Consider the following 23,533-nt stretch of genomic DNA (forward strand, 5'->3'; position numbering starts at 1 on the left):
GACGATGGACATCCATGAAGCCCTTTACACCACCAGGATGATGCGACGGCTGCGGCCGGATCCGATTCCGCTCGAGGCCCAGGCCCGCATGCTCGACGCGGCCGTGCGTGCCCCCAACGGGGGTAACACCCAGCGCTGGCACTTTGTCGCGGTGGACGATCCGGCGCTCATCCGGGAGTTCGCCCGCCTGTTCCGGCAGTCCCGCCAGATCGAATACCAGAAGTTCGAGAACGGCGCCGGTCCGATGGCCGCACCGGCACCCGGGGCGGACTCGGCCGCCCACGCCGAGACGATGCGCCGGATCAAGGGGTCCGGGGACCACCTGGCCGAGCACTTCGAGGAGGTGCCCCTGCTGATCTTCGTGTTCGCGATCGACGACCTCGGCGGCGCCAACATCTACCCCGCGATCTGGAGCCTGCTGCTCGCGGCCCGGGCCGAGGGCGTCGGCGGTGTGATGACGATGGTGCTGCGCAACGTCGAAGACCGCGTCAACGAGCTGCTGCAGGTGCCCACCGGGGAGGGCTGGAAAATGTCGGCGATGCTGGCCCTGGGGTACCCGCGGGGCAAGTGGGGGGTGGCAGCCAATCGGCGCCCAGTGCAGGAGGTTTCGTCCCGCAACCGCTGGGATGCGCCGTTCGGTGTCGAGGTGCCGCAGCCCTTGTGGCCCCCGCAGGGTGAGACGACCGCTGATCCGGGGACGACGGCAGGTCCGGGGCCGGCGGCAGAGGCCCTAGTGAGCGCCCGCCCTCCGATGACCGTGAGCCGAATCTGACCACTCTCGCGTTCGGGACCATTCCGCGGGCCGGCGACATAGCCTGCGAGGGGGGTAGGGGACCGCAGGCACTACGACGGGTGGGAAGCGATGAACCGGCTCCAGGGTAAAAGAGTTGTCATCACCGGGGCGGCCAGTGGAATCGGCCGCTCGGCGGCCGAACTGATGGCCGCCGAGGGTGCTCGGGTGCTCATCGCCGATCTGGACGGCGCCGCGGCGACCCGCACCGCCGGTGAGATCGGCGACCAGGCACTCGGCATCGCCGTGGACGTGATGGACGAGGAGTCGGTGGCCGGCATGGTCGAACGAGCCGTCGCCGAGTTCGGCGGCATCGACGTGCTGTGCAACCACGTGGGCGGCAGCAACCCGCGCAAGGACCTCGATCTTCTCCGGCTGGACCTCGCCGAATGGGACCGGACCATGGCACTCAACGCGCGCAGCACCGTCGTCGCCTCCCGGTTGGCGCTGCCGCACATGATCGCCGACGGCGGCGGCTCGATCATCAACACCGTCTCGGTCGCCGGTCTGGCGGGCGACACCCTGCAGTGCGCCTACGGCGCGGCCAAGGCCGCCGTCATCCGCCTCACCCAGTACATCGCCACCCAGTACGGCCGAAACAATGTGCGGTGCAACGCCGTTGCCCCTGGTGCGGTCATGACGCCGTCTCTGCGTGACAACCTCCCGGCGGAGGCGATCGACGCCATCCGCAGCCACAACGCCCTTGACCTGATCGGCGACCCGGAGGACATCGGCTGGGCCATGGTGTACCTCGCCTCCGAGGAGTCCCGCTACATGACGGGGCAGACCCTGGTGCTCGACGGTGGCCTGACCGCGCAGAGCCCGATTGCGGCCAGCCGCCGAAGGCTGGTCGATGAGTGAACACGTCCGGCGGTGGTCCGCCGTGGTGGCCGCCGTGGCCGTGCTGACCGGGTGCACCGCCCACCGTGACCCGGAACTGCATCCCGGTCAGCTGCTCACCGCGCGTCCGTTGACCACCTCGGCCGCACTGCCTGGCGGGCAGACCCAGCTGATCACCTATGTCTCCGACGACTCACACGGCGAGCCGATCGTCGTCTCGGGCACCGTGTCGGTGCCGACGTCGCCGCCGCCCGACGGCGGCTGGCCGGTCGTCAGCTGGGCACACGGCACCACCGGCTACGCCGACACCTGCGCCCCGTCCGCCGACACCCCGGACGGCCTCGTTCACGACTACGTGGGCGTGGTCCATCCCATGCTGGACAGTTGGCTGACCCGTGGCTACGCCGTCGTCCAGACCGACTACCAGGGACTGGGCACGCCCGGCGGGCATCCCTACGTCGACGGTGTCAGCGAAGCGAACACGGTGACCGACATCGTCAGGGCAGCAAGGAATCTCGATTCCAGCATCGGCACCGACTGGGTGGTCATCGGGCACAGTCAGGGCGGACAGGCCGCGCTGTTCACCGCGCAGGACGGTGAAGACCGTGCCCCCGAACTCAACCTGCTGGCAGCGGTGTCGATCGCACCGGGCGGGGTGGGGTTCGATCAGGCCGTCGATCTCATCCGCACCGGACGGCCGGAAGTGCAGGCGGCACAGAGGTTTCTGCCGCTGTTGGTCTTGGGGGCTGCGGTGGTGGACCCGTCGATCGATCCCGATCGGATCTTCTCCAACCAAGCACGGCCACTGCTGACCACGGCCCGCACCGAGTGCGTCGGGCAGGTCAACGCCCTGCCGCTGGTGCCGCCGGGGCAGGTGTTCGCGCCCGACGCGGAACTGGATGGGTTGCAGGCCCACCTCGCCCGCCAGGATCCCACCGGACTGACTCCGCGGGTGCCCGTCATGCTCGTGCAGGGCACCGCCGATGCGGCGGTGTCCCCGGCCGGGGTCGATGATTTGGCCAAGGCGCTGTGCGACAAGGACGTCACCCTGGACTACCGGGTGTACGCCGGGCAGGACCATCGCGGCGTCATCGGCGCCTCGTTGGTCGACGTGCAGAACTTCGTGGACGCCGTGCGCTCCGGGCAGGCGCCGGGGAACTGTCCGGGCTGACCCGGCTGATCCAGACGGGGTGTCCGGCGCGACGGCTTACGGCGAACCGTCGGCCCCCTCCGGTGACCGCGCCGTCACGAGATGGCCACTGTGCCGTCGGCCAAGTTGTAGTAGCCGACCACCACCTTCAGCTTGCCGGAGTCCAACGCGGGCTTCAGCTCCTTCGACGCCATGATCTGATCACGAGACTGCTCCGCGTTCGCCATGATGGAGTTGGTCAGCAGATTCCCCGGGCGCTTCTCGGCCACCGCGACGGCGGGTGTGATCGCGCTGATGAGTGCACCGACGTCACCGTGTGGCTCCGAATGCTGCTGGAGGGACGCGAGAGTCGCCGACACCGCACCACAATCCTGGTGCCCGAGGACCATGATGAGGTGCGTGCCGAGGTGGCCGACCGCGTACTCGATGCTGCCCATGCCCGCAGGGTCGACGACATTGCCGGCCACGCGGACGACGAACAGGTCGCCGAGGCCCTGGTCGAAGATGATCTCAGGGGGCAGCCGAGAGTCCGAACAGCTCAGCACGATGGCGAACGGCGACTGACCCTCCGACAACGGCTGACGGGCGTCCGGTGATTGATCGGGGTGCATCATGCGGCCCTCGACGAACCGCTGATTGCCCTGTTTCAACTCCGCCAGCGCCATCTCGGCACCCGAGATGTTGGGCCTTGGCGTCTCGGTCCTGATGGGAACGTCCGCGGGCACTGTGACGGTCTCGGTGGCCGTTGTCCTCTCCGGCGCACCGCAGGCGCTGAGAGCCGCGGCGGCCGCGGTCGTACCGGCAACTCCGAACCAGGCGCGTCGTGAAAGCATGCCGGTGAGAGTAACGCGGCGACGCAGACAACAGGTCGGTTTCAACGTATCGATGGGGCGCGTGTCGCGGACTTCACGGACGAGAGTGGTTCTCCGACAGGCAAGTTCGACGAAACCCGGCCATGGCTTGAGGCTGGGCGGGTGGGTGTACAGACGGAGCCTGCTGGGGAAGCGCGACGACGCTGGGGGACGCGCTGCTCTGTCGCGTCACCGGAATCTGTCTGCTTCCCAACAGGTTTCCCGTGAGATCCACCGATCGACCTCGAGGCGGTGGATCTGGCGTTATTCGGTTGGAAGATGGTTCAGGCCGAACCTCCCGGGCCGCCGCCACCGCCGGCCACACCCTCGCCGCCGTTCAGTCCGGCTGCGGAATCGCCTGGGGTGTCGGGGTTCCCAGACTGGTCGGGGCCGCCGACACCCGCGCCACCGCTTCCGCCCTGACCGCCGTCGCCACCGTTGCCGCCGTATCCACGCCTCATCGATGTTCCGGACGCACCGCGATCGATCAGTGCGCGAACGCCGCCCACCTGTTCCCCTGTTCTTTCAGTGCCGTCACAGCCAACTCGCAGCACCGTACGCACCATGAGCGATAAGCGTTCTCTGAAAGTGCCAGCCAGTCCTTCCTCGCTTCAAGATGCAAACATTGGAGACCGTGACGGCCGAGAACTCCGCAGTCCAACGACGTACCGCTGCGGAGTCGGTTACCGCCGGTTAAGGACAATTCACGATGGCCGGGCTTGCCAGAGTGTCGCCTTCCGGCGTGAAGACTCGGCGACGAGTCCTGCTCGACCATGGCGACGGGTCCTGCTCGGCCGGACGGGATCGCGACGCCGTCGCGCCGAAGCTCCCCAGGGCACAACCGCTCGCCGAAGTTTCCCAGCGCAAGCAACCGAATGGAGTGGTGTCGGTGTGGGTACTCCCGGCGGGCGGGGTTCACATCGGCGGCGGAGGTCATGATGAGCGCGGCACCCACCCTGAAGAAGGCACTGAGCCAACGCCAGCTGACGATGATCGCCATCGGCGGGGTGATCGGCGCCGGCCTGTTCGTCGGATCCGGCGTCGTCATCGGCGACACCGGACCGGGCGCCTTCCTCACCTACGGCATGGCCGGCGTGCTCATCATCATGGTGATGCGCATGCTGGCGGAGATGGCGGTGGCCAACCCGTCGACGGGGTCGTTCGCGGACTACTCCCGCAACGCACTGGGGCATTGGGCGGGATTCTCCGTCGGGTGGTTGTACTGGTACTTCTGGGTCATCGTCGTCGGGTTCGAGGCGATCGCGGGCGCCAAGATCATCCAGTACTGGATCGACATACCGCTGTGGCTGTCCGCGCTGGTGTTCATGGTGCTGATGACGGCCACCAACCTGTTCTCGGTGGCCTCCTACGGCGAGTTCGAGTTCTGGTTCGCCGGCATCAAGGTGGCCGCGATCATCGCGTTCCTCGCGGTCGGCGGGGCCTACGTGTTCGGCCTGTGGCCGGACAAGTCGGCTGACTTCTCCAACCTGACCAGCCACGGCGGCTTCATGCCCCTGGGGTTCGGAGTGATCACCGTCGGCATCGTGACGGTGATCTTCTCCATGGTCGGTGCCGAGATCGCAACCATCGCCGCCGCGGAGTCCCAGGATCCCGAACGCGCGGTGGCCAAAGCCGCCAACTCGGTGATCCTGCGCATCCTGATCTTCTACGTCGGTGCCGTGCTGCTGCTGGTGCTGATCGTGCCCTGGAACGACGACAGCGTGGCGGCGTCCCCGTTCGTCGCGGCCTTCAACGCGATGGGCATTCCGTACGCCGACCACGTGATGAATGCCGTGGTGCTGACCGCGGTGCTCAGCTGTCTGAACTCGGGCATGTACACGGCGTCGCGCATGCTCTTTGTGCTCGCGGCGCGCCGCGAGGCGCCGGCGGCACTGGTGACGGTGACGCGGCGCGGCGTACCGACCAATGCGATCCTGGCGTCCTCGGTCGTCGGGTTCCTCTGCGTGATCGCCGCGGCGGCCTCCCCGGACACCATCTTCGCGTTTCTGCTCAACTCCAGCGGCGCCATCATCCTGTTCGTCTATCTGCTGATCGCGATCTCGCAGATCGTGCTGCGCCGACGCACGCCGGACTCCGAACTGCGCGTGAAGATGTGGCTGTTCCCGGTGCTCTCGGTGCTGACCGCGGCGGGGATCGTCGCGATCCTGGTGCAGATGTTCATCGACCCCGCGCTGCGTTCCCAACTGGTGCTCAGCCTGCTGTCCTGGGCCGTGGTGCTGCTGCTGTACGGCGCCAACAAGTGGTTCGTCCGCAGGCGTCCGGTCCGCCCCGACGACGTTCCCGCGGATCGCGCGCACCGCGTGCTCGTGTTGGCCAACCACACCGTCGACTCCGACGAACTGCTGGCCGAGTTGACCCGGATCGGCGTCGACCGCGACACGCGGTATCTGGTGGTGGTGCCCGCGAGTCCGGTCGACACCGGCGCCGCGGCCACGCACGGTCCACGTGACGTCTCCGAGGCCACCGAGGAGGCCGCCAGGGCCCGGTTGGAGACCACGCTGACCGCGCTGCGCACCGAAAACCGGGACGTCGAGGGCGAACTGGGTGATGCCAGGCCGCTGCGCGCGCTGGCCGACGCCGTTCAGAGATACCGGCCGGACCAGATCGTGATCGCCACCCTGCCGCCGGAGTTCTCGGTCTGGCAGCGTTTCGACGTCGTGGAGCGGGCCCGCATCCAGTTCGACGTTCCGGTCACCCATGTGGTCGCGACATCCGTTGCGGAGAAGAGGGTTTCGAGATGACGATTCTCGCGGGGTTCAGCGCGTCCGGACACGCGCCGGCTCCGCTGCATCTGGCCGCTCAGCTGGCTCGGGCCACCGGAGACCGGATCGTCGCGGTGGCGGTCGTCGAAGATCATTGGCCCCGCAGTCTGGATCCGACGGAGGGGGAGTACCTGGACCACGTCGGCGGGCAGGCGCTGCGATCACTCAAGGAACTGGTCGCCGGCCTGTCCGGTGAGCTCGACGTGTGCACCATGATCCATCAGGCCGAGTCGGTGCCGGCGGGACTGACCGACCTCGCCGAGGAGTTGAGCGCCGACATGGTGGTCGTCGGGTCGTCGTCCTCGGGTCTGCTGGGCCGCATCGCCCTGGGCAGCGTCACCGACCGCCTCGTGCACACCGCCAGCATCCCGGTGGCCATCGCACCGCGGGGCTATCCGTTGCAGAGCGCCGGGATCGACCGGTTGACGGTGGCCTACGGCGGGCAGGCCGATGAGGTCGGACTCGTCGCCACGACCGCCGAACTCGCCGAGCGATGGTCGGCGGCGCTGCGGATCGCGTCGTTCACCGTGCGGCCGGTGACCATGTTCGCCGGCTCCATCGAAACCTCGGCGGAGGACCTCGTCGTGCAGCAGTGGGCGCGGCAGACCCAGGAGAACATCGTCGCCCAGTTGCAGCGGGTCCGTACGGGGGTCGGAGTGCTGGCCGCTGAGGTGGTGATCGGTGCGGGAGTGACCTGGCGGGATGCGGTGGAGACCGTCGAGTGGCGGGCCGGGGACGTCCTGGTGCTCGGCTCCGGCGCGGCCGGACCGGCTGCCCAAGTGTTCCTCGGTTCGGCGGCGGCGCGGATCCTGCGGCATGCGCCGGTGCCGGCGATGATCGTGCCGCGACGTACGGCGGGCTGAACCGCCCAGTGACCCAAAAAGGACGGCGCGGCCGTTACGTCCTCGCCGGAACCTTCGGAGTGAAAGGCTCACACGATGTCATTTCGAGTGAAGTTCGAACGCAACGAACAGCCGGGGGAGTACGGCGACGACGACACCTTCGAGTTCCTCGACAACGGTGTCCTCAGGCTGTCGTTCAGTGAACCGGCGCGATGGGACGAGTACTACGCGCCGCACGCCTGGTATCAGGTCATCGCGGAGGAGAAGCACGGGCCGGGGTCATCGTGAGCACCTGTGCCAGTGCGGCTTTGGCGTGCCCGGTGTGCTGACGTGAAGGTCTAGTCCGCTTCGAGCAGGAGCGGGTCGGAGTCCAGTCCGTGGCCCAGATGCGTGAGCAGCGTCTCGAACTCGGCGCGCACGTGGTCCTCCATCCGCGACAGGATCTCCGACTCGTCACCGGCGATCATGGCGTCCAGGATGCCGTCGTGCTCCTTGGCGGCTTCCGCGCGCCCCTGCACGCCCCAGGGAAAGGCGTCCCAGAATCGTTGTATCTCCCTGGTCAGCGTCGCCAGCCCGCAGTGACCGTAGATTCCGAAGTGGAACTCCTGGTCGAGTTGGCGGGCGGCCTCCTCGTCGCCGCGTGCGCAGGCGTCGCCGTAGTCGGTGTTGATGCGGCGCACGGCCGCGAAGTCCACCCGGCTCATCCGGTTTGACGCGCGCAGCGCCGCGTAAGGCTCGAGTAGGCGCAGCATCACGTAGGTGGAACGGATCTGATCCGAGTCGGGGGCGGTCACGGATACGCCGTGGTGTGAGGAACCCACGACCAGGCCGGCGGTCAGCAGTTGCCGCAGAGCTTCTCGTGCCGGGGTGGTGCTGGTCTCGAACCGCTCGGCGATCTCCACCTGCAGCAGCCGAGAGCCCTTCGGGAGCTTCCCGGAGGTGATTTCGGCCTTCAGGGTGTTGAAGATCAGTTCTGCCTTCGTCCCCAAGGTTCCCCCTAGTCGTTTCTGCCCGAACAGTGTACGGGCTGTGCCGTTTTCGGCAGATTGTGCATTTTCTTGTTTAAGTCTGCACATTCCGGTGATGTCAGATACAGTAGCGCAAGCGTAGTGGTGCGCGTCACCTCGATTGGACTTTCGGGATGGAGTGGTTTTGGTGTCTTCGTTGTCGCGTCGGTCGCTGTTGGGCGGGGCGTTGGGCTTGGGAGCCTCTGCTGTGCTGTTGTCTGCGTGTGGTCGCGGCGGCAGTGGCGGCGGTGGTGGGTCGAGCTCGGGAGCCGTCGATCTGATGTACGACTGGACCTATAACGGGCCGCCGGGGACGGTGGCCGAGTACTGGTCTCAGGTCCGTGATCGACTCGCGACTGCCGGCGGTGCTCGTCTGGGCGGTTTGAATGAGGTTCCGTTCGAGGCGATCTTCCAGTCGGTGGGTGCGGCTCTGCGGGCGAAATCCGGTCCCTCGCTGGCGACCTGGTACTCCGATTTCTTCACGTTCGACCTGGCGCACAAGTCGTCGATCGCCCCGTTGGACGAGTACGTCGGTGCTGGAGAGACGGGACACTGGCTGCTTGCCTCGACGAAGTCTGACGGTGCGTATTACGGTGCGCCGCACGTGATCGAGGCGATGGGGTTGGTGATCAACCGGAAGTTGTTCGACCGCGCCGGTGTCAAGGTCGAGGGTCGATTTGAGTCCTATGAGGCGTTCATCGAGGCCTGCGATCGGCTGGTGGCGGCGGGGATCACGCCGATCCAGGCCGGCACCAGTGACGGCATCGGCGCTGAGGGCTGGTTCATGCTTGAGAAGTTGCAGGTGTGCGACTCCCCGGCCGAGTTGTTGCGGGTGGTCACTGGTGACGTGCCGGTGCGGGATTCGTTGTATGCGCCCGTGGTGTCGAACGCGACGGTGTTGCGGGACAAGTACATCAACGCGGCGCCGAACAACGACACCAACCAGGATGCGGTCAACAAGTTCCTGCGGGGCGGGGCGGCGATGGCCCTGATGCTGCCCGCGGCGATGGCTGATCCGGCCATCGGTTCCGAGTTCGAGCTGATCGGCTTCCCGGCCTCGGCGGCCAAGATGAATCGTGAGGCGCTGGGCGCCGGTGACACCGTGATGATCATGGGGTACGCCGATGACAAGGCGCAGGCGGGTGAGGTCATTCGGTTCCTGCATCAGCCGGAGCAGTTGCAGTTGTGGTGGGAGCTGACGGGCAGCCTGCCGGCCGACGATCGTTTCGACAGTTCAGTGCTGCCGGAGCGGTTGAAGACGTTGTGGGCGATGATCACCGGTGGCGCGCGCGGCGAGTACTCGTTGTGGTGGCCGGACAATTTCTATCCGTCGACGGTGGCGTTGCCGCTGATCGGGGCGATGCAGCAGATGTTCGCCGGTGCGGCGAATGCCGATCAGACGTTGACCAAGATCGATGACGTGTTCGCCAAGTTCCGCCAGCAGAACCCCGGAGAACTCGACGTCGTGCGTGCCTTCGCCAAGACCCTCGAAACATCCTGATGGCCGACAACGACTGAACGGCAACTGAAACCGATGGTTGAGGGCGGTCTGCTCAGGCGACAGCGGTTTCTGACTTCGTGAGGACGTCTGCGGGTCTGCCCGGACCTGCAGACGATGGACGGCCATCCCGGATCGCGACCACGCGTCAGCGGCGCCGAGAGTCCCCTCACTCAGCGCCCACTGGCGTCACGGCTGTCTGCCGGTCACGTGGGTGGAATTCGCGATGCCAAAATACTGGAACTGTAAGGAGATTACGTGTCCGCGGTTAAAACGGACGAGGCTGGGAATCCTGACGTCCTCATCATCGGGGCGGGAGCATCGGGCTCCACAGCGGCCCGGATGTTGGCGGAGAGCGGATTCCAGGTCACCGTCCTGGAGCAGGGCGGCTGGGTGGGCCGCGCCGACTACCCCAGCGAGCGCCCCGATCGCGATGTACTCACCAATGGGCCATGGTCGGCGAACCCCAACGTGCGACGCAGCAGCTGGGACTACCCGATCGACGTGGCGGATTCCGACGTGTACCCGCTCAACTTCAACGCCGCGGGCGGCAGCACCATCCTCTACGGCGCCGAGTGGCCCAGGTTCATCCCGTCGGACTTCAAGTTGCACAGTCTCTACGGCATGGCCGATGACTGGCCGTTCAGCTACGAGGACTTGGAGCCCTACTACGCCCTGCTGGAGGAGACGGTCGGCGTCTCCGGCACTCCGGGCGATCCGGCCTATCCCCCCAATGAGTCAGAGCTGATGCCCGGTCTGCCCATGGGACGCATGGGCATCAAGGCCGCCGAGGGCATGAACAAGCTGGGCTGGCACTGGTGGCCCGCGATCAACGCGATCATGAGCAGGACGGTGGGCGATCGCGGAGCCTGCAGCCGCTGGGCGACCTGCATGACCGGCTGCCCGGAGGGCGCGAAGGCCTCGTTCGACGTGGCCATGCTCCCCGCCGCCGTCGCGGCCGGGGCGCGCGTGGTGACGAACGCACGAGTCCGGGAGATCACCGTGAATGAGGCGGGCCTCGCGAGCGGCGCGACGTGGATCGACGCCGAGGGCGTCGAGCACCACACCGCGGCGCCGATCGTGATCGTGTGCGCCAACGGGGTCGGAACCCCGCGCCTGCTGCAGCTTTCGACGTCCGCCCGCTTCCCCAACGGCCTCGCCAACTCCTCCGGCCTGGTCGGACGGCGGTTGATGATGCATCCGTTCCTGGCGGTGATGGGGGTCTACGACGAACCATTGGAGAGTTGGCTCGGGCCGTACGGGGCTCCGATCTACTCGCTGCAGTTCGCCGAGACGGATCTGAGCCGGGGATTCGCGCGCGGCGCCCGCTGGTCGGCGCAGCCGATCACCGGCCCGATGGAGATTCTGCGCCGTTACGACGACCTGCCCCGCGAACAGCGCACGGGTGCCGCCGGTCAGGCGCTGGTGGAGCGGGCGCTGGGCAGGGCGTTCGAATGGGGCGTGTCCATCGAGGACCTCCCCGACGACAACAACTACGTGACGCTCAGTGACGACATCGTGGACAGTTCCGGGCTGCCGGCTCCCAAGGTCGTCTACTCCATCTCGGAGGACAGTCGGCGCAACCTGGAGTGGAACGCAGAGCGGGCCCGCGAAGCCCATGAGGCATCGGGTGCGGTGGAGACCAAGATCATCAACTGGATGCCCGAGACGGGTTGGCACATGCTGGGAACGGCCCGCTGCGGCGATGATCCGGCGACCTCGGTGGTGAACGGATTCGGCCAGGCGCACGACGTTCCGAACCTGTACATCCTCGACGGCAGCGTCTTCGTGACGTCGTCGGCGGTGAACCCGACGTCGACCATCGTCGCGTTCGCGGCCCGTGCCGTCGAGCATCTGATCGAGAACGCATCTAATCAGGAGGTTCCGTTGTGAGGCCGATGCCGGCGAACGGTGTGGACATCGACGACGTCACCCGACGCGGACTGGAGATGTGGTGTGACGCGCTGCTGCCCGGCACCGCCACGATGCCGTCGGGGCGCAGCGTCGGGGCCCACCTGGACCTGATCGACGCCGTCCTGGCGGCGGATGCCGACCTGGTCGAGGCGGTGGTGACCCTGGCGCGCACCGCCGCCGAGAGCGGGTTCGTCGACCTGTCCGACGAGGCCGACGAAATCGCCTGTGAAAAAATGATTTTCGCTATGAACGCCGCCTATTACATGTCCACTGAAGTGACGAAGAAGCTGGGCTATCCCGGCCCGACGCGGAGGCCGATCAGTCTCGCATCCCCCGACGAGTTGGGCACTCCGGAGATGCTGGCTCCGGTGATCGCACGCGGAGAGTTCTACGTGGCGACCCCGGGGTCGCAACGGTGACCGAGTCATGACCGGCATCACGAGGGCCGCCGGGCGCCGAACGCAGCTGGGCTCGCAGCGCAAGAGGCTGATTGCCGCATTCCTGTTGGTGTCACCCGCGGTACTGATGATGACGCTGGTGATCGTCTACCCGGCAGTCGATTCGGTGATCGAGAGCTTCCGCCTCAACGGGCAGTTCGTCGGGCTGACCAACTTCGCCACCCTCTTCGAGGACTCGGACTTCTGGGTGGCGTTCCGCAACAACCTGATTCTGCTCGTCAGCATCCCGATCCGGATCATCCTCGGACTCGTCCTGGCGGCGATCGCCTACCGAGGACTGACCGCCACCAAGCTGTACGAGACGGCGATCTTCCTGCCCTACATACCCTCGATCGCCGCGGTCGGCGTGATCTTCGTCTACATCCTGAACGCCAACGGGCCGCTGAACCAGGTCCTGGGATTCTTCGGATTCTCCGATCTGCAGCACGGCTGGCTGACCGAGCCCGGTTTCGCGATGTGGAGCATCATGGCCGTGATCGTTTGGAGCCGACTGGGTTTCACCTTCATCATCTTCTCGTCGCGCCTGGCCGCGGTCGACCGCACCATCTTTCAGGCCGCCTTCGTCGACGGCGCCTCGTGGACCAGAACCTTCCTTCGCGTGGGCCTTCCCCAGCTCAAGGGGGCCATCGAGTTCGTGGCGATCCTCAGCGTGGTCGAGGTCTTCGCCTGGAGCTTCGCCTACGTCTACGTGCTGTCGCAGGGTGCAAATGATCCGTCCAACCACGTGCTGGAGACCTATCTCTACAACCAGGTGTTCCTGGCCAATCTGCCCGGTCTGGCCGCGGCGGTGGCGGTCTTCATCATGGCGGTGGTCGGCATCCTGGTGATCTTCCGGGTACGCCGCACGTCGTTGGATCTGGAATGAAGGGGATGAGAGTGCAGCGACTCGGCTCGGTTCGGCGAGCACGATCTCCCAAAGACCCGAACGAGAACCAGGTTCCGTACCTGGGATCTCGCTTTGCTCGGATGCGGGTCCGGATCAGCGAGCACCTGGTGATGATCATCGCCACGCTGCTCTCGATCGCCCCGCTGTATTTCATGGCGATCACGGCATTCAAGAGCCGCAGCGAATTCGAGGAGAATCCGGCCTCGCTGGCCCCGGCCACGGATCCGACGTTCGAGAACTTCCGCACGGTGTGGACCCGACTCGACTTCGGTCTGCAGATGCAGAACAGCTTCATCCTGAGTGCGTCCTCGGCGGTGATCGTCACCGTGCTCTCGGTGATGGGCGGTTTCGCCTTGGCCCACATCAAGTTCCGCGGCGCCCGGTGGATCCTGATCGCCACCATCGTGCTGATGTCGGTGCCGGCGATCGTGATCGTCGTTCCGCTGTTCCTGATCATGGTGGACCTGCAGTTGATCAACACGTTCCCGTCGGCGATCATCGTCGAAGCCGGACTCGGACTTCCGTTCGGGATCTACATGATGTTCACCTTCATGCGGGGCCTGCCGAGTGAGCTCTTCCGTGCCGCGCAGATGGAGGGCGCCGGGTACTGGCGCCAGCTGATCTGGATCGCGACGCCGCTGTCGGTGTCGGCGATCGGCACAGTCGCCCTGGTGACCTCGGTGATGGCCTGGAACGACCTGCTCGTGCCGTTGATCATGTGGCAGAGCGAGGATCTCCGGGTCCTGATGGTCGGCCTCGCCGGCCTCTCACCCGGACGGCAGGGCGGGGTCGACGTGCCCATCGCGATGGCGGGGGTGACGATCTCGGTCCTTCCGATGATCATTCTGTTCCTCATCGCGCGCAGGTTCTTTGTCCGAGGTCTCGTAGACGGAGCAGTCAAATGACAATTCACCTGGAATCGGTGTCCAAGGCCTACGGCGGGCGCTCGGTGATCAAAGATCTCGACCTCACGGTCGAGGACGGCGAGTGGGTCGCCCTCGTCGGGCCCTCGGGTTCGGGAAAGTCCACGATCCTCAGCATGATCGCCGGGCTCACCTCAGTCAGCGGAGGTTCAATCCGGATCGCCGGACGGGATGTCACCTCGCTGGCGCCGCAGGACCGAGATGTCGCGATGGTGTTCCAGTCCTACGCGCTGTACCCGCATATGACGGTGCGCCAGAACATCGCGTTCGGTCTGAAGACCCGCAAGGTGCCCAAGGCCGAGATCGCCACCCGCATCGCGCGGGCGGCCCAGCAGCTCGGTCTCGAGGAACTGCTGGATCGCCGGCCGGGGCAGCTGTCGGGAGGCCAGCGGCAGCGGGTGGCGATGGGACGCGCCATCGTGCGGGAACCCAGCGCCTTCCTGCTCGACGAACCGCTGTCCAACCTCGACACCGAGCTTCGGGGACGGGTCCGCACAGAACTCTCGCAGATGCGCGACCGGCTGCGGGTCTCCTCGGTCTACGTCACCCATGACCAGGTCGAGGCGATGACCCTGGGGCACCGCGTCGCGGTCCTGCGGGACGGTGTGCTGCAGCAGGTCGGCACCGGCACCGACCTCTACGAGAACCCCGCGAACCGGTTCGTGGCCGGGTTCATCGGGCGGGTGCCGATCAACTTCATCGACGGCGTCGTCCTTCGCGACGGACGCGTCGAGGTGTGCGGTGCCGCGCTGCCCGTGCGCTGTCCGGACTTGGGGCGCGAGTGGAACAACCGGCCGATCACCGTCGCCGTTCGGCCCACCGCACTCGAGGCCTCGGAGCAGTGCCGGGACCGGGAGGCGCCGCGCATCACCGGCCGCGTCGGCCTGATCGAGGACCTTGGCTCGGAGAAGATCGTGCAGATCCAGTCCGCGCACGGCGACGGTGAGGTGACGCTCTCGGCCTGCCTGCCGGGTGCTGTGCAGGTCCGGCAGGGCGAACTGTGCGAATTGGCCATCGACCCCGCGTCGCTCTACTTCTTCGACGCCGAGTCTGGAACTTCACTTGGGAGAAACAGTGTCCGCTGACGTCAACGACGGGGAGGACTTCACCTCCCTCGACCACCTGGTACCGGTCCTGCAGCAGCTGGTGCGCATCCCCAGCATCAACCCGGGCGGCGACGAGCGGGCGGTGGTGGAACGGATCCGGCAGCTGCTCGACGGTACCGGCGTCGAGATGCACGTCGTCGAGCACGAGCCCGGCCGCCCGTCGCTGGCCGCGGTGCTGCCCGGAAAACGCGGCGGCCCGACGCTGGTGCTCAACGGGCACACCGACACGGTGCCCATCGACGATGAAAACCTTTGGACCACGAAGCCATTCGAGGCGGAGGTCCGGGACGGTTTCATCTATGGGCGAGGTGCCTGCGACATGAAGGCCGGCCTCGCGATCGCGATCGGGATCCTGCGGAACCTGGCCCGCGACGTACCCGCCGAGCAGCGCGGGACGCTGATCGCACACTTCGCCGCCGGCGAGGAGCGTGGTGAGCCGGGCACCTTGGCGCTCGTCGAAGCGGGCCACGTCGGCGACTACGGCATCGTCATGGAACCGACCTGTCTGCAGGTCGCGACGGCGACCAGGGGAGTGGGCCGTTACACCATCAGGGTCAAGGGCAGGGCCGGCCATGCCAGTAAACCGGAGTACGGCCGGAACCCGATCTGGGCGGTGTCCAACGTGATCGGAGCACTGGAGAAGTACCGGGCCGGCGTCGGAAGCGTCACGCATCCGATGTTGCCGCCGGGGACGTGCACCCCGACCGTGGTGCGCGCCGGTGCCAGCGAGAACGCCATCCCGGACTGGTGTGACATCCTCATCGACCGGCGCCTGGTGCCGGGGGAGTCCGCCGTGACCGAGGGACAGCGCCTCAACGCGCACCTCCAGGAGGCCGCTGCCGCAGGGCTTCCCGAGGACGTCGAGATCGAGATGACGACCCTGCTGGCCGCGGACCCGGCCGAGATCGACGCCGACTCGCCGTTCGCGCAGCTGATGCTGCAGTGTCTGCGGGACGAGGTCGGCGGGTCACCGGTCGCCGTGGGCATGCCCTTCGGCAGCGACACGCGCAACCTGGTCAACGAGGGCGGGATGCAGGCGCTGACCTTCGGGCCCGGAGACATCGGCGAATGCCACTGCGCCGACGAGCGACTGTCCCTCGACGAATTCAGCTCGGCAGCAAGCATCCTGACGAGGGTGACAAAGGCGGTGCTGATCGACGGCGTGCTCGACGGTGCCTCCAGCACGGCGCGCCAGGAGGTGCTGCGATGACCGACAGTCAGCTGCGGACGGTGAGCCGCGAGCAGGTCCGTCAGGCGCAGGAGCGCCTCAGCGGCCGGATCCGGACCACGCCGATGCTCGACCTGCCGCCGGGCCCGAACGGCGAGCTGATCTCGGTGAAGTTGGAGTTCCTGCAGCTGTCGGGGTCCTTCAAGGCGCGGGGGGCCACGAACCGGATCGCCCTCGACGAGGGCCGACACGGCCGAGTCACGGCGGTCTCCGGCGGAAATCACGGGGCCGGGGTCGCGCTGGCCGGTCGGACATTCGGTCTGCCCGTCGACATCTTCCTGCCGAAGTCCTCGCCGGCACACAAACTGAGGCTGATCGAATCGCTCGGTGCCGAACTGCATCTGATCGACGGGACCTTCTCAGACGCCGTCGAGGCGTGCGCCGGGTTCACCGAGGCCCACGACGCGTTGTTCGTCCACCCCTTCGATGACCCGGGAACCGTGGCCGGCCAAGGCACTCTGGGGCTCGAGGTGATGGCGCAGCGCCCCGACACCGCTGCGGTGGTGGTCTCCGTCGGCGGCGGTGGGCTGGCCGCCGGAATCACCGTTGCCCTCGGCGGTGCGGCCCGGGTGGTTGCCGCCGAACCGGTCACGTGCCGCAGTCTCGCGGCGGCGCTGGAGGCCGGCGAACCGACCAGGGTGGAGGTGGGCGGCCTCTCCGGGGATGCACTGGGAGCGCCGGTCATCGGAGAGATCGCGTTCAACGTCCTCTCGGCTGCCGGGGATCCGGTTGTCGAGGTGACCGAGGACGACCTCGTCGTCGCCCAGCAGGACGTCTGGGACCGACTGCGCCTGTGTGTCGAGCCGGCCGCCGCGTGCGCTTGGGCGGCCACCTTCAAGGAGGGCGTGATCAAACCGGGCGAACGTGTGGTCGTGGTGTTGTGCGGTTCGAATGTCGATCCGCGGGAGTGGAGTTCGGTGGTCGGCCGATGAGGGTCGAAAGAGCGTGTTCTGCAGGGACGTTCCAACTCTTGAAGGAAAGGAGCCGCTGATGAAGCTGCTCAGAGTCGGTCATCCGGGCGAGGAGAAGCCCGGTGTCGTCGTGGACGATTCACGTTATGTGGATCTGTCCGATGTCGTCGACGACTTCGACGGGGCCTTCTTCGAATCCGGTGGAATCGAGCGGATTCGTGCGATCGTGTCCGAGCGGACCGAATCCGGGGAGCGGGTCGAGTCGCTGGCGGGCCGCCGCATAGGCGCTCCGATCGCGCGCCCGCATCAGATCCTCTGCATCGGACTGAACTACGTGGACCATGCCATCGAGGCCGGTCTGGACATCCCAGTTGAACCGGTGGTGTTCACCAAGTCACCGAACACGTTGGTGGGCCCCGAGGATGACGTCAGGATCCCACGCGGAGGCACGAAGGTGGACTGGGAGGCCGAGCTTGGAATCGTGATCGGACGCCGGGCGAGTTACCTGCCCGACGTCGACGCGGCCAAGGACGTGATCGCCGGCTGGACCGTGGTCAACGATTTGAGCGAGCGTGCATTTCAGCTCGAACGCGGTGGGCAGTGGATCAAAGGGAAGTCCGCGGAGACGTTCAACCCGGCCGGTCCGTGGTTGGTGACACCGGATGAACTCCCGGACGTCGGACAACTCGAGATCTGGCTCGACGTCAACGGGACGGCGAGGCAGCGCGGCAACACCGCGCAGATGATCTTTGATCCGTACTCCATCGTGCACTACCTCAGCCAGTTCCTGGTCCTCGAGCCGGGTGACCTGATCAACACCGGGACGCCGGCCGGTGTCGGGATGGGATTCGACCCGCCGGTGTGGCTGAGCGCGGGCGATGTGCTGACCACGGGCATCCAGCATCTCGGCACGCAACGGCAGCGCGTCGTCGCGCCGCGTTGACGCGGCCGATTTAGCCAAAAGACCTCGCGTACAACAGAATTCGACAGCTACTTTGATTGACTGATTATGCACAATGTGGTTAAGCTGTATGTAGCTGCAGCCGCAGATCGCGGCGAAATCCCCCCGGCACAACAGTCACAGAACCTGGTCAACAGGTGGAAGGATGCGCATGCATTTCGAGATATCGCACGCTGAGCATCGGCAGAGGTACGGCAGGCTGCAGGAGGCCATGGCGGCCGCGGGCGTCGACACTCTGTTGAGTTGGGCGCCGGAGAACATCTATTACCTGACCGGCTTCGACACCCTCGGCTATTACTTCCCGCAGTGCCTGGTGGCCTCCGTGGATGCCGATCCGGTTCTGGTGATCCGCCATTTCGAGACGCCCAACGTCGAAATGCAGACGTGGCTCACCGGTTACGTGGGCTACCGCGATCACGAGGACATCGCTCAGGTGGTCGCCAGCGTCGCGGCCAGGTTCGGCCCGCGGGTCGCGACTGAGGCGGAGACCTGGTCGGTCTCACCAGGAATCGCTGCACGAATCTCGGCCGCGCTTGATGGCCGGGTGACGCCGATCAGTGGTCTGGTCGAAGGCCTCCGGTTGGTGAAGTCCGCGACCGAGATCGAATTGATCCGCCACGCATGCCGATTCACCGAGGCCGGGATGGCGGCCGCATTCGACGCCTCCCGGGTCGGGTCCACCGAGGACGACGTTGCCGCCGCGCTCTATCACGCCATGATCTCGGCAGGCTCGTCCTACCCCAGCCTTGCGCCGTTCGTGGCCACCGGTCCCCGGACCGCGCAGCCACACGCGACGTGGAGCGGGCGACCGATCCAGGAGGGCGACATGCTCTTCTACGAGCCGGGCGGCAGCGCAGGCCGGTACGGTGCCGGATTGATCCGCGTCGGTGTTGTCGGCGAGGTTCCCCAGTCCATCCGTGCCACAGTCGATTCCGCGGTCGCCGTCGTGACCGACGCGCTCGAGGCGCTCATCGCCGCGATCCGGCCGGGAGTCACCGGGCAGGAGGTGCATCTGGCGAACCGCGACGTGATCAAGGGTGCCGGCTGGGGCGACATTCACCGCAACCGCAGCGGCTACTCGATCGGCGTGAGCTACCCGCCGGACTGGGGCGAGGGCCACATCTACAGCCTGCGGCACATGGAGACCCGGCCGCTCGAACCCGGCATGGTCTTCCACATCGTGCCCAACGTGATGATTCCGGATGTCGCCGGAATCGGTGTGTCGGAGACGGTCCTGGTGACCGAGACCGGCTGCGAAGCACTGACACAGTACCCCCGCGAGCTCATTCGCGTGGAGCCCACCAAGTGACGGCGCGCCCGTCCGAGAAGAGGAGATTGATGTGACCCCTGAACAGAAGCTGGCCGAACTCGGAATCGTCCTGCCGGAGTCCCCGCCGGCCGTCGGCAACTATCTGTCCACGGTGCAGCACGGTGATCTGCTGTTCGTCTCGGGTCACGGTCCGTACCGCGATGGCGAGTACCTGTACCGGGGCAAGGTCGACAGCGAGGTCAGCGTCACCGACGCTCAGGCCGCCGCTCGGCTGACGATCATCAACGCCCTGGGCAGCGCGCGCGCCGCCCTGGGCACCCTGGACCGCGTCGTCCGCGTCGTCAAGCTCTTCGGCATGGTGAACAGCGACCCGCGGTTTGCCGCGCAGCCGAAGGTGATCGACGGCGCCTCCGATCTGTTGGCGGAGATCTTCGGCGACGCCGGCCTGCACACCCGCTCTGCGGTGGGTCTCGGTGCTCTGCCGATGGGGATCTCGGTCGAGATCGAGATGGTCCTGGCGGTCCGCGACTAGTCGTCCGTCATCGACGGAGTCCACAACGAAAGGCAGGCGATCAACCATGGCAGGGCCCGACCAGCAGATGTCCTACGGTCACTTCGTCAACGGCCACCACCTCATTCCGTCGGACGGCGAACGGACCGAGGTTCGGGCACCCGTGACCGGTGAGCTGATCGAGTCAGTCCCGGTTGGATCCGCTGATCAGGTGGACGCGGCGGTGCGTGCTGCGCGGGGTGCGCTGCCGGCGTGGCGGGCGGCGGCACCAGCGGAACGCGCACGGTTGCTGCGACTCATCGGCGACGCTCTGATCGAGCGGGCCGATGAGATCGCAGCCATCGAGTCCCGCAACGCCGGGAAACCGGTGGCCGACGCACGCGCGGAGGTGGTGGCCTCGGGCGACCTGTTCCACTTCTACTCAGGAGTGGCGATGCAACGCTTCGGCCAGCAGGTCCCCATGCCCGACGGTGAGACGGTCGCGTACACCGTGCGCGAGCCCGTGGGAGTGGTGGCCGCGATCACGCCGTGGAACTATCCGCTGGTGATCGCGGCCGGCAAGGTCGCGGCGGCGCTCTGTGTCGGGTGCACCGTGGTGGTCAAACCGGCCCCCGAGACACCGCTCACCACCATTCTGCTGGCCCGCCTTGCCGACGAGGTGGGACTGCCTGCGGGCGTCCTCAACGTGGTCGCCGGTGACGATCGCACCGGGGCAGCACTTGCCGAGCACCGCGCGGTCGCGAAGATCACCTTCACCGGCTCGACCGCGGCCGGACGCGCCGTGGCGGGTGCGGCGGCACGGATCGGCCGGCCCGTGGTGATGGAGCTCGGCGGGAAGAGCCCCAACATCGTCTTCGACGACGTCGACATTCCGAAAGTTGTTGAACGCGTGTTGATGGCGGGTTTGGTCAACGGCGGTCAGGAATGCTGCGGCGGTGCCCGCATCCTGGTGCAGGAGACGATCTTCGACGAGTTCTGTGCCGCGGCCGCGGAGTGGCTGCAGGGGCTGCAGGTCGGTCCGGTCGGGGACCGGGAGTCTGACATCAACCCGATCATCTCCGAGCGTCAACGGCAGCGAGTCGCTGGTCTGGTGGAACGCGCCCTCGCCGACGGAGCCGAAGTCCTCGCCGTGAAGGCAGCCCCCGAGCAGGGCTACTTCTACCCGCCGACCATCCTGACCTCGGTGCATGAGGATATGGAGATCTGCCAGACCGAGATCTTCGGTCCGGTGTTGACCATCGACACGTTCACCGACGAGGACGATGCGATCGCGAAGGGAAACAACACCGACTACGGTCTGGCCGCCGGGGTCTGGACCACGGACATCGGCCGGGCACTCAAGTGTGCCAACGGTTTGGAGGCCGGACGGATGTGGGTGAACAGCTACCTCTCCGAGACCCCCTCCGCGCCGTTCGGCGGGATGAAGGACAGTGGCTACGGCTCCGAGATCGGTGTCGAGGGCGCGCTGGAGTTCACTGCGACCAAGGCTGTCTACCTGCAGGGTCTCTAGCGGGACCGGGACTGCCCGTCCGCAGGGTGTGCGCTGACCTGACGGAACCCCGCGGTTTCGAGGTTACCGACGGGTACGCAGGACTAGGCTGCGGAACGCAGGTGGTGTAACCGCAGGTGAGGCGAAGGTCATGGGGCACTACAAGAGCAACGTGCGTGATCTCGAGTTCAACCTCTTCGAGGTGCTCGATCTGGAGAAGGTGCTGGCGACCGGAGAGTTCGGGGACCTCGACGGGCCGTCGGTCCGCGAGATGTTGGCCGAGGCGGCCCGCCTGGCCGAGGGTCCCCTCGCGGAGTCGTTCGCCGAGGCCGATCGGCACCCGCCGACGTTCGACCCCGACACCCACGTCGTCACGCTTCCCGAGGCGTTCAAGACCTCGTTCCGCGCGTGGCAGCAGGGGGAGTGGTTCCGCATCGGGCTGTCGGAGGAGGTCGGCGGCGTGCCCGCGCCCGCCATGGTGGCCTGGGCCGTCAACGAGCTGCCGCTCGGTGCGCAGCCGGCTGCGTTCATGTACCTGGCCGGGCCCATCCTGGCCAACATCCTGTACCAGATCGGCAACGAGCAGCAGAAGCATTGGGCCGCACTGGCGAGCGAGCGCAATTGGGGTGCCACCATGGTGCTCACCGAACCCGACGCCGGCTCGGATGTCGGTGCTGGGCGCACGAAGGCGGTCGAACAGCCCGATGGCACTTGGCATCTCGACGGTGTGAAGCGCTTCATCACCTCCGGTGACTCCGACGATCTGTTCGAGAACATCATGCATGTGGTGCTGGCGCGGCCCGAGGGTGCGGGGCCCGGCACCAAGGGGCTGAGCCTGTTCTTCGTCCCCAAGTACCTGCCGGACCCCGAGACCGGTGAACCGGGTGAGCGCAACGGTGTGTTCGTCACGGGGCTGGAACACAAGATGGGTCTCAAGGTGTCCGCGACGTGCGAGCTGACGTTCGGGCAGCACGGCACCCCAGCGGTCGGATATCTGGTCGGCGACGTCCACAACGGCATCGCGCAGATGTTCAAGGTGATCGAGTACGCGCGAATGATGGTGGGCACCAAGGCCATCGCGACGCTGTCGACGGGTTACCTGAATGCCCTGGACTATGCCAAGACCCGGGTACAGGGTGCCGATCTCACCCAGATGACGGACAAGACCGCTCCGCGGGTCACCATCCTGCACCACCCCGACGTGCGTCGGGCACTGCTGGTGCAGAAGTCCTATGCCGAGGGTCTGCGGGCGCTGTACCTGTACACCGCCGCCCACCAGGATCCCGTGGCCGCGGCCATCGTCTCCGGCGCGGACGCGGACATGGCGCACCGGGTGAACGATCTGCTGCTGCCGATCGTCAAGGGCGTCGGGTCCGAGCGTGCCTATCAGTGCCTGACGGAGTCGTTGCAGACGTTCGGGGGATCGGGTTTCCTGCAGGACTATCCGATCGAGCAGTACATTCGCGATGCCAAGATCGATTCCCTGTACGAGGGCACGACGGCGATTCAGGCGCAGGACTTCATCTTCCGCAAGATCGCCCGCGACCAGGGGCGTGCGCTGGCGCATGTGTCGAGTCAGATCCAGGGGTTTCTGGATCGCGAGTCTGCGCGCCCCGAGCTCGCGCGTGGGCGGGAACTGCTTGCGGCCGCGTTCGGCGATCTGCAGGCGATGGTGGGCGCCATGATCGGCTATCTGTCCGGTTCCCAACAGGATTCCCGCCAGCTCTACCGGCTCGGTCTTGAGTCGGTGCGCTTCCTGCTGGCCGTCGGCGACGTCTTCATCGGCTGGCTGCTGTTGCATCAGGCAGAGGTGGCGCTCGAGGCATTGGATGCCAGTCCGTCGGACAGGGATCGCGCGTACTACACCGGCAAGGTCACCACGGCGACGTTCTTCGCGGAGTCGGTGCTTCCCCGGCTGAGCTCGGATCGGGCCGTGGTGGAGTCGGTCAGCCTCGACGCGATGGACCTGCCCGAGGACTCGTTCTAGCCGAGCGCCTCCGTCGACGACTCCGTAACCCTGACCCCGAACCGCTGCGAACCGGAACCGGCCGCGGTTAGCCTCGAGGGCGGGGGTCTGTTTCCCCGGCGCAGCCCGCGACCCACGGCGACTCGACG

The 23,533-nt window shown here is 66.8% G+C and carries 22 protein-coding genes; 19 read left to right on the plus strand and 3 right to left on the minus strand.

Going from position 1 to position 23,533, the window contains the following annotated elements:
• Positions 1 to 4 precede the first annotated feature (4 nt).
• From A5727_RS08575 to A5727_RS08585, 3 genes are all read left to right on the plus strand, one after another.
• Positions 5 to 772, plus strand: coding sequence for a nitroreductase family protein (locus A5727_RS08575; RefSeq protein WP_082949677.1), 768 nt, complete (start codon positions 5 to 7; stop codon positions 770 to 772).
• Positions 773 to 862: 90 nt separating this feature from the next.
• Complete coding sequence (locus A5727_RS08580) at positions 863 to 1,651, plus strand: SDR family NAD(P)-dependent oxidoreductase (RefSeq protein WP_068247600.1); 789 nt, start codon at positions 863 to 865, stop codon at positions 1,649 to 1,651.
• Positions 1,644 to 2,801: an alpha/beta hydrolase family protein gene (locus A5727_RS08585; RefSeq protein ID WP_068247603.1), complete on the plus strand. Its 1,158-nt coding sequence runs from the start codon at positions 1,644 to 1,646 to the stop codon at positions 2,799 to 2,801. The genes A5727_RS08580 and A5727_RS08585 overlap by 8 nt, the downstream gene beginning before the upstream one ends.
• Positions 2,802 to 2,875: 74 nt before the next feature.
• On the opposite strand, the gene A5727_RS08590 is transcribed toward A5727_RS08585, so the two are convergent.
• Positions 2,876 to 3,613 (minus strand): carbonic anhydrase, encoded by a 738-nt coding sequence (locus A5727_RS08590; protein ID WP_068247606.1) that lies wholly within the window; start codon positions 3,611 to 3,613, stop codon positions 2,876 to 2,878.
• 302 nt (positions 3,614 to 3,915) lie between these two features.
• The gene (locus tag A5727_RS08595) at positions 3,916 to 4,092 is read right to left on the minus strand and encodes a hypothetical protein (protein WP_197507619.1); all 177 of its coding nucleotides are present in this window, start codon (positions 4,090 to 4,092) and stop codon (positions 3,916 to 3,918) included.
• Between the two features lie 477 nt (positions 4,093 to 4,569).
• Here A5727_RS08595 and A5727_RS08600 point away from each other — a divergent pair, with 477 nt between their 5' ends.
• The 3 genes from A5727_RS08600 to A5727_RS08610 all read left to right on the plus strand — a co-directional run bounded on the left by A5727_RS08600 (position 4,570) and on the right by A5727_RS08610 (position 7,544).
• Complete coding sequence (locus A5727_RS08600; protein ID WP_068247893.1) at positions 4,570 to 6,393, plus strand: amino acid permease; 1,824 nt, start codon at positions 4,570 to 4,572, stop codon at positions 6,391 to 6,393.
• Entirely contained in the window at positions 6,390 to 7,277 is an 888-nt protein-coding gene (locus A5727_RS08605) for a universal stress protein (protein ID WP_068247612.1), read from the plus strand. Before A5727_RS08600 ends, A5727_RS08605 begins: the two co-directional genes overlap by 4 nt.
• Positions 7,278 to 7,352: 75 nt before the next feature.
• A complete protein-coding gene (locus A5727_RS08610) occupies positions 7,353 to 7,544 on the plus strand; it encodes a hypothetical protein (protein WP_157521282.1) in 192 nt (63 codons plus the stop codon).
• Between the two features lie 50 nt (positions 7,545 to 7,594).
• On the opposite strand, the gene A5727_RS08615 is transcribed toward A5727_RS08610, so the two are convergent.
• Positions 7,595 to 8,245: a GntR family transcriptional regulator gene (locus A5727_RS08615; protein WP_068247619.1), complete on the minus strand. Its 651-nt coding sequence runs from the start codon at positions 8,243 to 8,245 to the stop codon at positions 7,595 to 7,597.
• Positions 8,246 to 8,411: 166 nt separating this feature from the next.
• On the opposite strand from A5727_RS08615, the gene A5727_RS08620 reads away from it, so the two are divergent.
• The 13 genes from A5727_RS08620 (at position 8,412) to A5727_RS08680 (ending at position 23,405) form a co-directional block, all read left to right on the plus strand.
• Positions 8,412 to 9,764, plus strand: coding sequence for an ABC transporter substrate-binding protein (locus A5727_RS08620; protein ID WP_157521283.1), 1,353 nt, complete (start codon positions 8,412 to 8,414; stop codon positions 9,762 to 9,764).
• Between the two features lie 255 nt (positions 9,765 to 10,019).
• A complete protein-coding gene (locus A5727_RS08625) occupies positions 10,020 to 11,654 on the plus strand; it encodes a GMC family oxidoreductase (RefSeq protein ID WP_068247624.1) in 1,635 nt (544 codons plus the stop codon).
• 5 nt (positions 11,655 to 11,659) lie between these two features.
• Positions 11,660 to 12,094, plus strand: coding sequence for a hypothetical protein (locus A5727_RS08630; RefSeq protein ID WP_068247626.1), 435 nt, complete (start codon positions 11,660 to 11,662; stop codon positions 12,092 to 12,094).
• A 7-nt stretch (positions 12,095 to 12,101) separates the two neighbouring features.
• Positions 12,102 to 12,998, plus strand: coding sequence for a carbohydrate ABC transporter permease (locus A5727_RS08635; RefSeq protein WP_068247629.1), 897 nt, complete (start codon positions 12,102 to 12,104; stop codon positions 12,996 to 12,998).
• A gap of 101 nt (positions 12,999 to 13,099) precedes the next feature.
• The gene (locus tag A5727_RS08640) at positions 13,100 to 13,924 is read left to right on the plus strand and encodes a carbohydrate ABC transporter permease (protein ID WP_068247632.1); all 825 of its coding nucleotides are present in this window, start codon (positions 13,100 to 13,102) and stop codon (positions 13,922 to 13,924) included.
• The gene (locus A5727_RS08645) at positions 13,921 to 15,027 is read left to right on the plus strand and encodes an ABC transporter ATP-binding protein (protein ID WP_068247635.1); all 1,107 of its coding nucleotides are present in this window, start codon (positions 13,921 to 13,923) and stop codon (positions 15,025 to 15,027) included. Before A5727_RS08640 ends, A5727_RS08645 begins: the two co-directional genes overlap by 4 nt.
• On the plus strand, positions 15,017 to 16,258 hold the full coding sequence (locus A5727_RS08650; RefSeq protein WP_068247638.1) for a M20 family metallopeptidase: 1,242 nt from the start codon (positions 15,017 to 15,019) through the stop codon (positions 16,256 to 16,258). The genes A5727_RS08645 and A5727_RS08650 overlap by 11 nt, the downstream gene beginning before the upstream one ends.
• Positions 16,255 to 17,208, plus strand: a complete 954-nt coding sequence (locus A5727_RS08655) for a pyridoxal-phosphate dependent enzyme (protein ID WP_068247641.1) — start codon at positions 16,255 to 16,257, stop codon at positions 17,206 to 17,208. The genes A5727_RS08650 and A5727_RS08655 overlap by 4 nt, the downstream gene beginning before the upstream one ends.
• Positions 17,209 to 17,266: 58 nt before the next feature.
• On the plus strand, positions 17,267 to 18,130 hold the full coding sequence (locus A5727_RS08660; RefSeq protein WP_068247644.1) for a fumarylacetoacetate hydrolase family protein: 864 nt from the start codon (positions 17,267 to 17,269) through the stop codon (positions 18,128 to 18,130).
• A 169-nt stretch (positions 18,131 to 18,299) separates the two neighbouring features.
• The gene (locus A5727_RS08665) at positions 18,300 to 19,457 is read left to right on the plus strand and encodes a M24 family metallopeptidase (protein ID WP_068247896.1); all 1,158 of its coding nucleotides are present in this window, start codon (positions 18,300 to 18,302) and stop codon (positions 19,455 to 19,457) included.
• A gap of 31 nt (positions 19,458 to 19,488) precedes the next feature.
• Positions 19,489 to 19,950 carry a RidA family protein gene (locus tag A5727_RS08670; RefSeq protein WP_068247646.1) on the plus strand — a complete coding sequence of 154 codons (462 nt, stop codon included), beginning with the start codon at positions 19,489 to 19,491 and terminating at the stop codon, positions 19,948 to 19,950.
• Between the two features lie 46 nt (positions 19,951 to 19,996).
• Positions 19,997 to 21,439: an aldehyde dehydrogenase family protein gene (locus A5727_RS08675; protein WP_068247650.1), complete on the plus strand. Its 1,443-nt coding sequence runs from the start codon at positions 19,997 to 19,999 to the stop codon at positions 21,437 to 21,439.
• Positions 21,440 to 21,569: 130 nt separating this feature from the next.
• Complete coding sequence (locus A5727_RS08680; RefSeq protein ID WP_068247653.1) at positions 21,570 to 23,405, plus strand: acyl-CoA dehydrogenase; 1,836 nt, start codon at positions 21,570 to 21,572, stop codon at positions 23,403 to 23,405.
• Positions 23,406 to 23,533 lie beyond the last annotated feature (128 nt).

Source organism: Mycobacterium sp. ACS4331 (genome assembly GCF_001667265.1).
Classification (GTDB): domain Bacteria; phylum Actinomycetota; class Actinomycetes; order Mycobacteriales; family Mycobacteriaceae; genus Mycobacterium.